The 15,326-nt window shown below is 63.9% G+C and carries 9 protein-coding genes; all 9 read right to left on the bottom strand.

Annotated features, from left to right (window positions below; all coding sequences use genetic code 11):
• Window positions 1–74: 74 nt before the first annotated feature.
• The 9 genes from BT179_RS15300 to treZ all read right to left on the bottom strand — a co-directional run bounded on the left by BT179_RS15300 (window position 75) and on the right by treZ (window position 15,320).
• Entirely contained in the window at window positions 75–989 is a 915-nt protein-coding gene (locus BT179_RS15300; RefSeq protein WP_072398430.1) for an autotransporter domain-containing protein, read from the bottom strand.
• Between the two features lie 299 nt (window positions 990–1,288).
• On the bottom strand, window positions 1,289–3,712 hold the full coding sequence (locus BT179_RS15305; protein WP_072431166.1) for an autotransporter family protein: 2,424 nt from the start codon (window positions 3,710–3,712) through the stop codon (window positions 1,289–1,291).
• Window positions 3,713–3,891: 179 nt separating this feature from the next.
• A complete protein-coding gene (locus BT179_RS15310) occupies window positions 3,892–4,692 on the bottom strand; it encodes an endonuclease/exonuclease/phosphatase family protein (protein WP_072431167.1) in 801 nt (266 codons plus the stop codon).
• A gap of 164 nt (window positions 4,693–4,856) precedes the next feature.
• Window positions 4,857–5,621, bottom strand: coding sequence for a PIG-L deacetylase family protein (locus BT179_RS15315; RefSeq protein WP_072398433.1), 765 nt, complete (start codon window positions 5,619–5,621; stop codon window positions 4,857–4,859).
• 302 nt (window positions 5,622–5,923) lie between these two features.
• A complete protein-coding gene (gene glgX, locus BT179_RS15320; RefSeq protein WP_072431168.1) occupies window positions 5,924–8,083 on the bottom strand; it encodes a glycogen debranching protein GlgX in 2,160 nt (719 codons plus the stop codon).
• 208 nt (window positions 8,084–8,291) lie between these two features.
• Complete coding sequence (locus tag BT179_RS15325) at window positions 8,292–8,639, bottom strand: DUF2934 domain-containing protein (protein ID WP_072398435.1); 348 nt, start codon at window positions 8,637–8,639, stop codon at window positions 8,292–8,294.
• A 20-nt stretch (window positions 8,640–8,659) separates the two neighbouring features.
• Window positions 8,660–11,446, bottom strand: a complete 2,787-nt coding sequence (locus BT179_RS15330) for a malto-oligosyltrehalose synthase (protein ID WP_072431169.1) — start codon at window positions 11,444–11,446, stop codon at window positions 8,660–8,662.
• A complete protein-coding gene (gene malQ, locus BT179_RS15335; RefSeq protein ID WP_072431170.1) occupies window positions 11,443–13,521 on the bottom strand; it encodes a 4-alpha-glucanotransferase in 2,079 nt (692 codons plus the stop codon). Before malQ ends, BT179_RS15330 begins: the two co-directional genes overlap by 4 nt.
• The gene (gene treZ, locus BT179_RS15340; protein WP_072398438.1) at window positions 13,518–15,320 is read right to left on the bottom strand and encodes a malto-oligosyltrehalose trehalohydrolase; all 1,803 of its coding nucleotides are present in this window, start codon (window positions 15,318–15,320) and stop codon (window positions 13,518–13,520) included. The genes malQ and treZ overlap by 4 nt, the downstream gene beginning before the upstream one ends.
• Window positions 15,321–15,326 lie beyond the last annotated feature (6 nt).

Raw genomic sequence — 15,326 nt, forward strand, 5'->3', positions numbered from 1 at the left:
GGGGGGCAGGGGTTCAATTGCAGTGCAGGCGGGGCCTGGCGGTGTGGTTCGGCCACCGGCCCCGGCACGTCGCGCTACCAGCGCATGCGCACACCCAGGCTGGCGATGATGCCATCGAGGTCGTTGTCATCGACGTCACTGCTGTAGTCGGCGCTGACATACAGGCTCACCACGGGCGTGACCCGTGCCACCAGGCCGAGGCCCACTTCGACGGTGGACGATTTGCGGCTGCTGCTGATCTTGTCCACCTTGTCCAGGCTCAGGGTGTCCGCGTTCTGGACGGTGTGCCACAGGTTGGTTCGCACGTAGGGCTCCATGCCCAGGCCGTTGACTTGATAATGACCCTTGAGGCGCGCACCGACGCGACCGCTCCAGGTGCTCAACTCATTGCCGGTACCGTCGCCGGAATTGGGCGCGTCGAGGGTGATGCGTCGATTGATCAACTGCGCCTGGGGTTCGACCACCCAGTTTTCACTGATGCCGATGGGAAAGCCACCTTCGACCGACAACGTGACGGCGTTGCCTTCGGCGGCCTGGCGTTGGCCTTGCTCGTTGCGGCTGTAACCGCTGACCCGGCCGCCGCTGGCACTCAGGTCCACGTGCCAGCCGGCAGGGCCGGTCAGGCTCCAGTAGGCACCCAGGTTCGTCCCTTGCAGGTTCAAGGTGTCCTTGCCCTGTCCGGCAAGGGCGGGTGTCACCAGGGTACCCGTGACGTTGCCTATGACCTGGTGCTGTTCGCTGATCAGCCCCATGCGCTGGGTATGGCCGTTGTCGTTACGCAGCGTGAACAGCGCCGGACTCTTGCTGGAGACCGGGTCGGTGCCGATGAGCGTGGGGGACGGGTTGCCGGATTGTGTTCGGTCATACCAGGCTTGCGCTGATTGCTCGACAGGCCAGGCCAGGACTTCCATGGAGGAGCACAGCAACAGCGACGTCGATACGGTGTGGAAGGTGGTGGCGATCTCTTGTGGACGGTGGGAAGTTTTCATGGGGGTCTGCCTTGCAATCGCATGCATTTCTCGCTTGGCGTCTCTCCTACCCCGAATGAGGGGCGACCGAATGGATTGAGGCAAGCCTCGGGCGGCCCGCTGTGGCGGGTTTCAGAGGCCTGCCCCTGACTGTATTTCCGGGGGTAGTACGTTGTAGTCAAGAAGACCGATGCCAGCGCGTCAAGAAACCGAGCGATAAATGGCACTCTGAAATCAGGGTTGATAACTCTCTGATTTTTTTGATGATCGGAGTCGTCTTGCAGGCGTCAAAAAAACTTCCTCGAAGGCGCTGGATGACCCTACCAACTGACCCGCAGCCCCAGGTTCCCCGCCACGCTGCGTTGCTGGTTGCTATCGAGGTTATTGCTGTAATCCGCGCTGGCATAGACGCTGACGGAGGGCGCCAGGCTCACGATGACGCCGACGCCCAGGTCGCCGGTGGATGCGCGCTGCCGGGTCTCGATCCGGTCGGCGTTGTCGAAGGTGACCGAGTCGGTACCGGAAAAGGTGTGCCACAGGTTGGCCCGCAGGTAGGGCTCCACAGGCAGGCCGCCGACTTGATAGCGCCCCTTGAGGCGAGCCCCGAGACGGCCCGTCCAGGCGCTGTCCGAGTCGAACTCGACCCTGGAAACCCCGTCATCCTGGGTGTCCAGCGACACTTTCTGGTGGATGAGCTGGACCTGGGGTTCGAATACCCAGTCGCCCGCCACGGCGAAGGGATAACCGGCCTCTGCGGACAGGGTCAGTGCATGCCCGCGATTGTCGATCTTCAGGCCTCTTTCGGAGCGGTTGTCGCCGTTCAGGCGCGTGCCCATCACGACTGCGTCGACATAGCCACCGGTGGGATCGGTAAGCGTCCAATAGAGTCCATAGCTGTCACCGTCCAGCTCGATCTTGCCGGCGCGTCGCCCCTCGAAGCCCAGGTTGAAGCCATTGACGTTGCCGTTCAGTTCGGTATGCCCGACAAAAAAACCGATGCGCTGGGTCTGGCCACCGGACAACGGTGCGGCGTACAGGTCGTTGCCCACCTGGAAGCCTTTGATCGATCCATCGAACCGGGGGCTCACCGTACCGGCCCACGTCTGGTCCAGGTCCTTGCCATAGACCCGGCCCCAACCCGCGCCGAACGCCCCGGTCTCGGTGAGCAGGCGCTGGTCGCCCTGGCGGTCATGGAACGTGCCCAGGGCCATCAGGGTCAGCTGCGCCGCGGCCGGAGGCAAGACCGACCAGGTGGGTACTTCAGGGCGGTACAAAGGAATGGGCGCGGCGCCGGGCGCCGGCACCGGCAAGACAGGCAGGCCGGGGCTGGGCGCCGGTACCGGTCCCGCTATCACAGTGGAGCGCAAGTACCAGCTGTTCCCGTCGCCGGTCACGCCCCCCTTGAACAAGCGATAGTCGAACGCACCGGCCGACACCGAGTTCGCCAGGGAAAACGCGCCACTGTCGCTGACGGCCCCGCCCTGGGCCTGCACCAGTTCGATGCCGTTTTGGGTGGTCAAGGCGCCTGCGCCTCCCAGGTTTGTCACGGCGATGGAGGTACTGCCAGTGAGTGTCCCGCCATCGACCACCAGTTTGTCGCTGGATGAGCCGTCCGCACCCACCTTCGTCTGCAGGCGCAATTGTCCGTTATTGCCCACATAGTTGCCTTGGACGGTCAGCGTGTCGCTGGTGCGGGTATTGCCCTGGGTGAGATCCACCGTCCCGGCGTTGTTGAGGGTCACCCGTTGGCCGGCGGTAAAGGGCGCGATGCTGCCCTGGGAGGAAGTCAGCACGCTGCTGGCATCGATGTCGAGTTTCCCCAGGCCCGTGGCGCTGTCGCCCAATACCAGGGCGTCCTCCAGGTCCAGGCGCGAGCCCTGGGTGAGGTCGACATCTTCCCATTTGAGGTAGCGCGCGCCGGTGGCGGAGGTCGTGTTCTCGAACGTCAGCACGTCCTGGCCCAGGCCGCCGTCCAGATTAGGTGTGACCGCGAGCCCTGTTTCATCCAGCCGCCGCAACAGCGCCGTGTCACTGCCATCGCCCATCAGGATGGCCGAGTGAATGAGCCCGCCGCTCCACTCCAGTTGGTCATCGCCGGCACTGGCCCTGACCTGGCCAATGATTTCGCCGCCGCTCACGGTAATGCTGTCGTTGCCGCCGCTGACGCTGACATTGCCACCGATGCGTCCCGCGGACAGGATGATGGTGTCCTGGCCGAAGCCCGTCACCAGGTTGCCAATGATCTGCCCACCCGACATGTCGAAAAGGTTGTCGTCGAGTTTCATGTCGACCCGGCCGATGGTGCCACCGCTCATGCGGGCGATGTCCCCGTCCTCGAATGCATCGACGATGGTGCCCCCGGTCATGGCAAACGTATCGAGGCCGTCGCCCTGGGACAGGGACAGGATGCGCCCGCCGGTCATGAGGAAATCGTCGATTCCCGAGCCTTGGCCCACATCGCCGTCGATCACGCCATTGGCATGGATCTCGACGCGATCTTCACCATCGTCGAACGTGAGGTCGCCCTGGATGAGGCCGCTGCCATTGGCAGGCATCGTCAGGCTGTTATTGCCGGTAAGGTCAGTCAGTCCGGGGCTGGTGCCGCTGTCGCAGACATAGTTGTCATTGCCTGCCGTGGGTGTCAGCGTGCAGGCGGCCAGGGCACTGGGGACAGGGAACAGGAAGGGAACCGAAATCCATAGAACGTAGAACAGCCGATTGAATCCATGATCGCGCAGGCTCATGTGCTATCCCTCTGCATCGGCATTCCTGGAATGCCGGTTTCAGCATCGGCTGCACGACAGCTGGCACATGGGCCTGGCAACGCTCGCTGTATGGGATGGCACCCTAGCAACGAATACTCGTCGTCGCTACTGTCAGAACTTACAGGTCGTGAGCCCGCGAATTCCAATGAACAGGGGCACTACAGATGCACTTCCACTGAAAGGGGCAAGTGATCGCTCAGATGCGTCCAGGGCTTGTTGCCCAGGATCTGTGGGGCATGGCTGGTGGCGTTGCGCAGGTAGATGCGGTCCAGGCGCAGCAGAGGGAAGCGGGCGGGATAGGTCCTTGCCGGCCGGCCATGGTGGTGTTCGAAGGCTTCGTGCAGGTACCGGCGGCGGGCGAGGGCGGTATTACCACGTAGCTGCCAGTCGTTGAAGTCCCCCGCGATAATCACCGGGGCGTCCTCGGGCAGCGATTCGAGCAGTTGGCAGAGCAGCTTGAGCTGGAGCTGGCGGTGGCTTTCCAGCAGGCTCAGGTGCACACAGATCCCGTGGACCTCGGCATGGCCCGGCACGTCCAGAACGCAATGCAGCAAGCCGCGCCGCTCCGGACCGGTAATGGAGACATCGAGGTTACGGAACTGGCGGATCGGGTACTTCGACAGCAGCGCATTGCCGTGATGACCATCCGGATACACCGCGTTGCGGCCGTAGGCGAAGTCGTTCCACATGCTGTCGGCCAGGAATTCGTACTGGGAGGTCTGGGGCCAGTTATCGTAGCGCGAGGCATGACGGTCATGTTCGCCCAGCACCTCCTGCAGGAATACCAAGTCGGCGCCGGTGCTGCGTACCGCTTCACGCAGCTCAGGCAGGATGAAGCGACGGTTGAGGGCGGTGAAACCCTTGTGGGTATTGACGGTGAGAACCCGCAGCCGATGGACCGGCACGGGGGTGTCCAACGGCACCGATTCGACAGCCCGCCAGTCGGGATCTCGAGTCACGTTCACTCCTGAATCAGAGGTATCTGTTCATGCGACTGACAGGCGCTGTCGCAGTTCCGGATTTTTCCTGACGAGCGTGGGAGTGTTCCTGTTGCCGCACCGCCTGGCACCGGCCCGCGGGGCGTGACCGTTTCGGCATGCAGGCGCTTCAACCCGCAGCCGATTCAGATGAAGACGATTTCGTACGGCAAACCCATGCGATCCAGGATGACCCGGGGCACCAGGGGGGCGATGCCGCTGGCGGGCTCGCGATTGAGCTGGCTGGCATAGGCATGCATGGCGTGGCGCTTGCGGGCAGTGGTCCACACGTCCAGCCTTAGCTTGCGCGCCCGGTGCCAGGGAATCCTGCCATGTTCGCGGGCCGGCCAGTGCCAGGCCCATACGGGCAGCTCGTTGAAGGTTGCACCGATGCTTTCGGCCGCCACGGCTCCGGCGCGGCCGACCGTGTCGTGGTCGCTGTCGCCGTCCTTGCGCCAGGTGCTGAACACCACGTCGCCGGGGCGCAGGTAATGCCCAATGAAGGCGGTCAGTTGGGCCTCATGGTCGGCTAGGGTCTTTTCCGTGAAGCCCCCGCGTACCCACTGCAAAGCCTGGATCGATACGCCCAGGCGATGCAGGGCGTCCACGCTCTCCTGAGGGTGGGGGCGGTAGATGCGCAGGCGTTCGTCGGTCCACAGTGGTGACCCGGGGTGGCTGAGCTCCCCGTCGGTGACCGAGATCAGCAGCATGGGCATGTCCAGGTTGCTCAGCAACTGGAGCAGCCCGCCGCAGGCGCCGATCTCGTCGCCGGGGTGTGGGGCGAGGATGACGGCGCGGGCGCCTTCGGGAACCAGTGTCTGGGTACTGATGATGGGAATGTCGGCCAGTTGGGAAGCACTGTTCCAGATCTGCGGGTGCTGCCGGCCTTGCAAGCGAGAGGCAAGTTTCATGAGGGGACATCCTTGTTGTGTTCAATCTTTCAGCCATGCATCGCGCTCACTGCGCGATGATGCCGCCGGCTTCGTACGAAAGGTGCCTGCGCGACTTTCGTACAAACCCTGATGGCCTGGCTGCGATTCGCGGTACTCCGAATCCTGGAATCGACCGCATGGGAAGTATTGACCATGACGGCCAATTCGTCGCGTCACTTGTGTATCTGAACTGCAATTTTTCGTTCGAACTGAGCTGCGTGAGCCCGGAGCACCGCGTCCTTGCGGTGCCTGGCCCTGTGTAACCTTTCTTATCGCCGGCGTTATTGCTCCTCTTCCCGCTGCAGCTCGAACAACAGTAGGGAGCGCCCGGTGACGGAGTATTCGGCGCCGAACTCGAAACGCTCCTGGCCACGAATCGTTGGCTGGTTGGTGTCCACCATACAGGTCCAGAAGTCACCTTCGGGTACCTCTGGCAGGCGGAAATTGACGATATCGTGATGAGCGTTGACCACCAGCAACAGCGTCGCGTCGCCACCCTTGCGCCGGATACCGGTTTCCTGGGCACGGCCGTCCATCAGCATGCCCAGGCAGCGGCCATGGCCGTCCTGCCACTGCTCGACGGTCATTTCACTGCCGTCCGGCGCCAGCCAGGTCACGTCCTTGACGCCGATGTCCTCGTTGTAATTGCCCACCAGGAATCGGCCACGGCGCAGGATCGGATAGGCCAGGCGCAGCTTGATCAGGCGCTTGACGAACTTCAGCAGTGCCGCCCCGTCCTCGCTCAGGTCCCAGTTGACCCAGCCGATCTCGCTGTCCTGGCAGTAGGCGTTGTTGTTGCCGTGCTGCGTCCTTGCGAATTCGTCCCCGGCCACGATCATCGGCGTGCCCTGGGCCAGCAGCAGGGTGGCGAAGAAGTTGCGCATCTGGCGATGGCGCAGGGCGTTGATCTCGGGATCGTCGGTCGGGCCTTCGACGCCATGGTTCCAGGACAGGTTGTTGTTGCTGCCGTCCTGGTTGTTTTCATCGTTGGCTTCGTTGTGCTTGTCGTTGTACGACACCAGGTCATGCAGGGTGAACCCGTCATGAGCGGTGACGAAGTTCACCGAGGCATAGGGGCGCCGGCCGCGCTGGTTGAACATCTCCCCCGAAGCGGTCATGCGGCTGGCGAAATCGGCAAGCTGGCCGTCGTCGCCTTTCCAGAACGCCCGCACTGTGTCGCGAAACTTGTCGTTCCACTCGACCCAGCCCGGTGGGAAACGCCCCACCTGGTAGCCGCCGGGGCCGCAGTCCCAGGGCTCGGCGATCAGCTTGACCTGGCGCAGGACCGGATCCTGGCGGCAGGCGACGAGGAAACTGTGACGCTCGTCGAAACCGTCGTGATAGCGGCCCAGGATGGTCGCCAGGTCGAAACGGAATCCGTCCACGTGCATTTCCGTGGCCCAGTAACGCAACGAGTCCGTGACCATCTGCAACACGCAGGGGTGGCTCAGGTCCAGGGTGTTGCCGGTGCCGGAGTCATTGATGTAGAAGCGCTTGTCGTCGGGCATCAGCCGGTAATAGGAGGCGTTGTCGATGCCGCGCATGGACAGTGTGGGGCCCTGCTCGTTGCCTTCGGCGGTATGGTTGTAGACCACGTCCAGGATGACTTCCAGGTTGGCCTCGTGCATGTGCGCGACCATTTCCTTGAACTCGGCGATCTTGCCGCTGGCCAGGTAGCGCGGATCCGGGGCGAAGAACGCGATGCTGTTATAGCCCCAGTAGTTGGTCATGCCTTTGTGCAGCAAGTGCTGGTCATTGACGAACGCATGGATGGGCAACAGCTCCACCGACGAAACACCCAGTTTGCGGATGTGGTCGAGCACGTCGTCCACCATCAGCCCGGCGAAGGTGCCGCGCAGGTTTTCCGGCACCGAGGGGTGGCGCATGCTGAAGCCGCGTACATGGGTTTCGTACAGGATGGTCTTGTCCCACGGCACGTTGACGCGATGGTCGTGGCCCCAGGTGTGGGCCGGGTCGATGACCTTGCATTTAGGCACGAACGGGGCACTGTCGCGCTCATCGAAGCTCAGGTCGCCGTCGGGGTGGCCAATGGTGTAGCCGAACAGGGCCTCGGACCACTTGAGTTCGCCCACCAGTTGCTTGGCATAGGGGTCGATGAGCAATTTGTTGGGGTTGAAACGGTGGCCGTTTTCCGGGTCGTACGGGCCGTATACCCGATAGCCGTAGATCATTCCCGGATGGGCATCGGGCAGATAGCCGTGATAGATCTCGTCGGTGTATTCAGGCAGTTCGATACGCTCGATCTCGACTTCGCCGGCGGCGTCGAAGATACACAGTTCGACCTTGGTGGCATTGGCGGAAAACAGCGCGAAGTTGACCCCCAGGCCATCCCAGGTCGCGCCAAGGGGGAAAGGCAGCCCTTCGCGAATCCGCGAAGCCTCGATGACGGGCGGCGGGGTGGTTTTCTTTGGACGGGTCATGTTTGCTCCTGCAAAAGGCAGCCAGATTGAGTGAGGCTGTTGACTCGGAATACGTTCATTTCTATTGGGGCCGGGACCTGTGCAGCCAAGGCGAAGGATCACTCCCCGCTAAGGCGCACAGCGGACCTGTGTTGACGGCTGTCGCGCCATCAGGCGGGGACAGCTGGCCCCGCCATCCGCGCGACGTGAGAAGCCGTGAGCCTGATGATCAGACCGCTGGGGGCTTGCGCGCCGCGCGTGGCTTTTTATCCGCAGCCTTGCTGGCCGGTGGCACCACTGCCGGGCTGGCAGAAGGTTTGGCTGCCGGCTTGGCCTTGGGCGTGGTGCTTTTGGTGGCGGCCTTGGCGGCTGTGCTCTTGGCTGCGGCTGGCTTGGCACCATCGGCCTTCGCCGCAGGCTTGGCGGCGGCCTTGGGCGGCTTGCTCGGTGCCAGCGCTTCGGCCTCGGCAAGCTTGCGTGCCATCTCCCAGTGGCGTTTTTCCTGCCCGGTAGGTTTACCTTCGGATTCCCAGATCTGATAGGCAAACTCCCGGATGCGTTTATCGTCGGTACTCATCGCGATGCTCCTGACTTCACTCAAGATTGGATAAAGATGTTGACCGGGAAATCCCCCAGCGCGGCGCTGACCATCAGCTCCCCTTGGGGTGTGACTGCTGCGCTTGCAAAAAGTCCCTTCAGTTTTCCATCCTCGGCGGCGAACGGTAACGACACCCGGGTATCGCTCCAATCCGATGCAACCACCTGTGGCTCGGCACTGTTTTCCAGCAACCGGGCCGCATGGATCGGTACCACCACGATCGCCCGCTGTTGTCCGTGCTCGCGCATGAACGCCAGGACCCGGCCGGCATGCTCGCCCACCACCTGCAGCGGTTGATAGCGACCCTCACGGAACAGGTGCGGGTATTCGGCCCGCAGGGCCAGTGTCCTGGCGATCAGGGCCTGTTTGATCCGGCCGTCGCGCCAGTCGCGGACCAGCGTTGCCGCCTGGTCGTCGGCCTGCAGGCCCTCTCGGCGGGCATCGAAGTCCACAGGCCGGCGGTTGTCCGGATCCACCAGGCTGAAATCCCAGAACTCGTTGCCCTGGTACAGGTCGGGTACGCCGGGCACCGTCATGCGCAGCAAGGTTTGCGCCAGACTGTTGAGGGCGCCCGCAGGGGCGACGGCCTGTACCGCATCGGCGATGGCGCTGCGCAGTGGCAACCCTTCGTCCCCGAGCAGCAAGCGTTCGAGGAACATCTGGGTCGCCTGTTCGTAGGCGTCGTTGACGGACGCCCAACTGCTTTGCAGCTTGGCTTCGCGCAGGGCCTTGCGCTGCCATTGCCACAGGCGCTCGTTGTAGTTGGCCAGAGCACTGTGGTCCTGCAGGTCGAGGTCCAGCGGCCAGCTGCCAAGCAGCGCCTGATACAGGATCAGTTCGTCGCCGGCGGAGGGGGCCGCGGGATCGCTGTGCAGGGAAGGAGAGAGGATGCGCCATTGATCCACGCACGCGGTGTACCAGTCGGCGCGTTCGCTGAGCACCGCCAGCCGGGCACGGGTGTCTTCGCCGCGCTTGTGGTCGTGGGTAGCGGTCGTGATCAGGTTGTCGGGGAAATGTTCGAGTCGCTCCAGGCAGGCGTCGTGGAATTCCTGGGGCGGGGCGCTGAACCGCTCGGTGTTGTAGCCCACGTCATTGCGTGACAACAACACTGCCGAACGATACAGCGCCGTATCTTCCACCGCCTTGGCGGCGGCGGGCGAGGTCAGTTGCTGGAAGCGCACACAGGCATGGCGCAGGCGCTTGCGCTGGCTACCCCGTGGACGTTGTCGCCAGGCCATGCCGCCGAGCCAGTTGGCCAGGCAGTCGAGCACCGGCCAGTCGGCTTCGCTGAGGGTTTGCCGGGCGCCTGCCAGCGCCTTCTGGAAAAACATCTCGTCTTCGGCGCTGCGGCCCAGGGCACTGATATAGGTGCGATAGACCGGGAAATGCACGATCAGCTCCTGCAAGGCCCGCCTGATCGCGCCCAGGGTCAGGTCCCGGGTCATCACGTCGTCCCGCGCCACCTGGAGCAGGGCCTGGGCGACGCTCTCGAAGTCACCGGCCAATGAGCCGTTGAGGATCTGCTGGCGAGCCAGGCGGGCTTCTTCGATGAAGTGCGCCGGCCGCTCGCTGTTCCGGCTCCAGAACTCGGCCAGGACATCGGCGCCGGCCGGGTCATGCTGCAGCAGCGACACCTGGTTCATGAACTCATAGCCGGTGCTGCCGTCGACCTTCCAGTCCTGGCGCAGGGTCTCGCCATCGCCAAGGATCTTCTCGATGAAGATCGGCAGGTGTCGCGAAGGCGACAGGCTATCGACACGCCTGCGCAACTTGCGACAGTAGCCGCGTGGGTCCGCCAGGCCGTCGATGTGGTCGATGCGCAGCCCGTCCACCAGGCCCTCGGCGATCAACTCGAAGATCTTCGCATGGGTGGCTTCGAACACGGCGGGGCGTTCGACCCGCAGCCCGCCCAGTTCATTGACATCGAAAAAGCGTCGCCAGTTGATATCGTCCGCGGCGGTGCGCCAACTGGCGAGCCGATAGCTCTGGCGTTCGAGCAACTGATGCAGCAGCTCGAAGCCCTGGGGCTGCGTGGAGTCGTAGCCTTGCAGGCTGCCTTCGATGGCGGCCAGGATGCCCGGCTGGGTCGCCAGGTCCCGCAGTTGCGCCTGCAACGGGCGGGCGAGGGTATGGGCGTCGGTCTGGTAGTTCAGCGTGGTGAAGCGTTCGGCCAGGGCCTTGAGGGCTTCGGCTTGCTCGGATGGCAGGTGTTGCGCAGGCCTGAGCAGTTCGCCGTACTGCATGGGGCAGATGGGGAAATGATGCTCGTAATGCTCGGCATAGAAACTGCCGCGGCTCGGGTCGAAGCGCAGTCGCAGCGTACCCTCCTGCAACGCCACCCCATAATCGCTGCCCAGGAACGGCAGCAGCAACTGGCCTTCCATCAATGGGTCGGGGGAGTGCCACTGGATATCGAAGAACTGGCCGTAGGGACTCAGGCGTCCCCATTCCAGCAGGTCCAGCCACCAGGGGTTGTCGTTGCCGCCCACGGCCATGTGATTGGACACGATGTCGAGGATCAGGCCCATCCGGTGTTCGCGCAGTGTCGCCACCAGGCGCCTGAGGGCGGCTTCGCCACCAAGCTCCGGGTTGACCAGGGTCGGATCGACCACATCATAGCCGTGCATCGACCCGGCACGGGCCTTCAACAGCGGGGATGCGTAGATATGACTGATCCCCAGCGAGGCGAAGTAGGGCACCTGGGGGATCGCGTCGTCCAGGGTGAAGCCTTTATGGAATTGCAGGCGCAAGGTGGCCTGCAAGGGTTGGATCAACGTCTGTTTCATCGGTCACGCTCGTTCGCCTGAAGTCTCGCGCAGGCGAGTATTTCCAGACGCCGGGCGGCGTCCGGGCCATCCAGCAGCGCCTGGCTCTCGCAAGGCAAGCGTCTGCGCCAATTGGGGTGTGTGTCGATCGTGCCGGGCAGGTTGGCCTGCTCGTCGATGCCCAGGGCATCTTCCAGCGGCAACAGCACCAGCGGTGCCCGAGTGTGGCCGAGGAAACGGACGCTGGCATCCAGCACCTGATCGGTTTCGCGATGTTCTTCGCGGAAGTTCTGCGGGTCCTGGTTCAGTACATGGCGCAAGCCTTCGCGTTCTCGCTCGCGGTGCCTGCGCCAGTCCATCTCGGTGTGGGAATCGATCAGGTTCAGGCGCGCGTTCCAGTCGATATCGTGGCCATGCCACCAACCGTTGAGGGTCGGCAGGTCATGGGTGCTGGTGGTTGCCAGGGCGTTGTCCGGCCAGTCGAGGATCGGCTTGAAGTGGGTGTTGTCCTGCTCGAACAACAGCACGCGCATGCCGAGGATCGCCCGCGCGCTGAGTTTTTCCCGCAGGCCATCGGGCACGGTGCCGAGGTCTTCGCCCAGCACGATGGCCTGGTGGCGATGGGATTCGAGGGCCAGCAGGCGCAGCAAGTCGTCCACCGGGTAATAGAGGTAGGCGCCGTCAGTGGGGGGCGCGCCGTTGGGGATCACCCACAGGCGCTGCAGGCCCATGACATGATCGATGCGCAAGCCGCCGGCATGGGCGAAGTTGGCCCGCAGCATTTCGATGAACGCGCGAAAGCCGTTGCGCACCAGGCCTTCCGGCGAAAACGCCGAGATTCCCCAGCCCTGGCCGGAACGGTTGAGAATGTCCGGTGGCGCCCCCACGGTCAGCGAGGCGAGCAGTTCGTCCTGCCGGCTCCAGGCCTGGCTGCCGGCACCATCGGCCCCTACGGCCAGGTCGGCGATCAGGCCGATGCCCATGCCGCTGGACTTGGCGGCGCTCTGGGCACGCTCCAGGCAGCGGGCGATCAACCATTGGCAGAAGGCGTAGAAGCCGATTTCGTCGGCGTTCTCCTCGGCGAAACGCGCCAGGGTGGGGCTGCGCGGGTTGCGCCACTGCTCGGGCCATTCGCGCCAGTCCAGGCTTTCACCCCGGGCGGCGCGTTCGGCTTGCAGGGCTTCGAAGCGGCAGTGGTTCTCCAGGGCTTCGCCACTGCTGTGGCGGAAGCTGGCGAAGTCTTCGTGCAGCGGGTGTTCGCCCTGGTTGAAACCGTCATACAGGGCGCGCAGGATCTTCTGCTTGGCTTCGGCCGCCACTGGCCAGTCCACCAGGGGCTGGTCTTCCAGATGGCGCAGCTGATTGGTCAGCCCGGTGGCATCGATGGCCGTGCGCAGCGCCCGCTCGCCGAGGATGGTGCCCGGTGCGGCGTACAGGCTGTTGAGGAACAGTCGGCTGGAGGGCGAGTAGGGGCTGTAGCGCCCGGTGTCGCTGCTGAACATCGCATGGATCGGGCTGATTGCCAGGGCGTCGGCCCCGCGTTCGCCGGCCGTACGTGCCAGTTCTTCCAAAGCCTGGGTGTCGCCGAAACCACCGTCCCCAGGGCGACGCAACGCATACAACTGCGCGCTCAGGCCCCAGGCCCTGGGTGTCGGGTCGTCCACCGCATCGGCCACGCTGTAGCAGCGGGCCGGTGCCACGGCCAGGGTGAAATGCTGGTCCTGGATGCTGACATGTTGGTAACCCACCGGGACCATCCCCGGCAACCTGGCGTCGGCATCGAGTTTCAGGTTCAGTGTCGCGCCATCCTCGAGGCGGATTTCACAGGGCGTCGATCCCTCGAAATAGCGACCCAGGTCCACGCTGACGCCGACGTCGGCGGTGATCAGCGGTGGCAGGCGATGGTCTTGCTGGTCTTGCTGCAATTGCAGCAGGCTGGCGTCGATTTCCTGGGCAGTGCCGGCTGGATGGCCGAGGCCTGTCAGGACCGAACGCAACACGGCGGGAGAGACTTTTTGAGCCCGGCCATTGGCGTCGATCCAGTCCACTGCCAGGCCCGCTCGCCCGGCAAGGATCTCCAGTTGTGCATCGCTCATAGGCGCTCTCCAGTGATATTCGGTGACATTACCGCTTGAGTCAGGGTGACCAGCGCGCTGTAAGGCGCAAGTGCACCTTGCTGCAACAGACCCATGGCTTGCGGCGGATGTTCGAAAAGAATGCGCACATCTTCGGGGGCGGTATGTTCGATCGACTGGTCGCCGAGGTTCAGGTCGATACGCAGCACGCTGCCGTCTTCCAGGCGCCAGCGCGCACTGATCGCAGCGTGCCCCAGCACATCGGCGCCCAGGGCCTGGATCGCGGGCAGGCGCGGGACGATTTCCTCGCGACGAATCTTCAGCAGTTGGCGGTAGAAGGTCTCATTGGCCAGTTGCTCCGGTTCAAGGGTTTCCAGGGCCGGACGGGAGGCCTCGAAGGTCTCGATCGCATTGGGGTCGGGGATCCGCTTGCGTTTTTCCGGATCGGCGAAGGCACTGAAAGCCTTGAACTCGTTGCGCCGACCTTCGCGTACCAGTTCCGCCAGCTCACCGTGATGGCTGGTGAAAAACAGGAACGGCTGTTGGGCTTTCACTTCGTCGCCCATGAACAGCAGCGGAATCATCGGCGACAGCAGCAACAGCACCGTTGCCGCTTGCAACGCCTGGGGATTGGCCAGTTGATGCAGGCGCTCGCCCAGGGCCCGGTTGCCGATCTGGTCGTGGTTCTGCAGGAACAGCACGAAGGCGTTGGCCGGCAGGTGGCCGCTGGGTTCGCCCCGGGGTTCTCCATGGCGGTTGATATGGCCCTGGAAGACAAAGCCCTGGCTGAGGCAGCGCGCCAGTTTCTCCGTGGTCTGTTCGGCATAGTCGGCGTAATAGGCGTCGGTCTCGCCGGTCAGCAGGACATGCAGCGCGTTATGGCCGTCGTCGTTCCACTGGGCGTCGTAGCCTTGCTCCAGCAGGCTGGCCTGGTTGTGTTCGTTCTCCACGGTCAGCCAGACATGCCGCGTCGGGTCGACCTGCTGGCGCACCCTGGCGGCCAGTTCCTGGAGAAAGTCCGGGTCTTCGATGGCGTGCACGGCATCCAGGCGCAGACCGTCGAAACGGTACTCCAGCACCCACATCAACGCGTTGTCGATGAAGAAGTCCCGCACCTCGCGGCGGCGGAAATCGATGGCCGCGCCCCAGGGGGTGTGCCGGTCTTCCCGGAAGAAACCCTTGGCATAGCGGTGCAGGTAGTTGCCGTCGGGACCGAAGTGGTTGTAGACCACGTCAAGGATCACTGCCAACCCGTGCCCGTGGGCGCTGTCGATCAAGTGCTTGAGCTGCTCCGGCGTGCCATAGGACGCCTGGGGGGCGTAGGGCAGCACGCCGTCATAGCCCCAGTTGCGATCTCCGGGAAACTGCGCCAGGGGCATCAGTTCGATGGCGGTCACGCCCAGGCCGGCCAGGCGAGCCAACTGCTGCTCGACCCCCTCGAACCCACCGAGGGCGCCAACGTGCAGTTCGTAGATCACCGCCTCGTACCAGGGGCGCCCCGACCAGCCGGTGTGTCGCCATTGGTAAGCGTGGGGATCGACCACTACGCTGTGGCGGTCGATGTCGCCGGCCTGGGCGCGGGAGGCCGGGTCGGGGACCTCCAGTTCGCCGTCGATGTTGAAGCGGTAGCGGGTGCCGGCGGGGCAACGGGTCTGGATCATGAACCAGCCGTTGGCCTGTGGCAGCAGGGGTATTGATTCTCCAGTGTCGAGTTCGACACTGACGTAAAACGCATCCGGGGCCCACAGGGCGAAACGAGTGTGCTCGGTATCAAGCATGATCGCGCCGTGGGTCCAGGTCTCGGGCGTCCTTGTCGGCATCGATCA

This window comes from Pseudomonas sp. NFACC43, assembly GCF_900119645.1.
GTDB lineage: Bacteria > Pseudomonadota > Gammaproteobacteria > Pseudomonadales > Pseudomonadaceae > Aquipseudomonas.

Bases quoted from the DNA above. Each gene is read 5' to 3' on its own strand.
- BT179_RS15300 (WP_072398430.1), bottom strand. From the start codon at position 989: ATGAAAACTTCCCACCGTCCACAAGAGATCGCCACCACCTTCCACACC.
- BT179_RS15305 (WP_072431166.1), bottom strand. From the start codon at position 3,712: ATGAGCCTGCGCGATCATGGATTCAATCGGCTGTTCTACGTTCTATGG.
- BT179_RS15315 (WP_072398433.1), bottom strand. From the start codon at position 5,621: ATGAAACTTGCCTCTCGCTTGCAAGGCCGGCAGCACCCGCAGATCTGG.
- glgX (WP_072431168.1), bottom strand. From the start codon at position 8,083: ATGACCCGTCCAAAGAAAACCACCCCGCCGCCCGTCATCGAGGCTTCG.
- BT179_RS15325 (WP_072398435.1), bottom strand. From the start codon at position 8,639: ATGAGTACCGACGATAAACGCATCCGGGAGTTTGCCTATCAGATCTGG.
- BT179_RS15330 (WP_072431169.1), bottom strand. From the start codon at position 11,446: ATGAAACAGACGTTGATCCAACCCTTGCAGGCCACCTTGCGCCTGCAA.
- malQ (WP_072431170.1), bottom strand. From the start codon at position 13,521: ATGAGCGATGCACAACTGGAGATCCTTGCCGGGCGAGCGGGCCTGGCA.
- treZ (WP_072398438.1), bottom strand. From the start codon at position 15,320: ATGCCGACAAGGACGCCCGAGACCTGGACCCACGGCGCGATCATGCTT.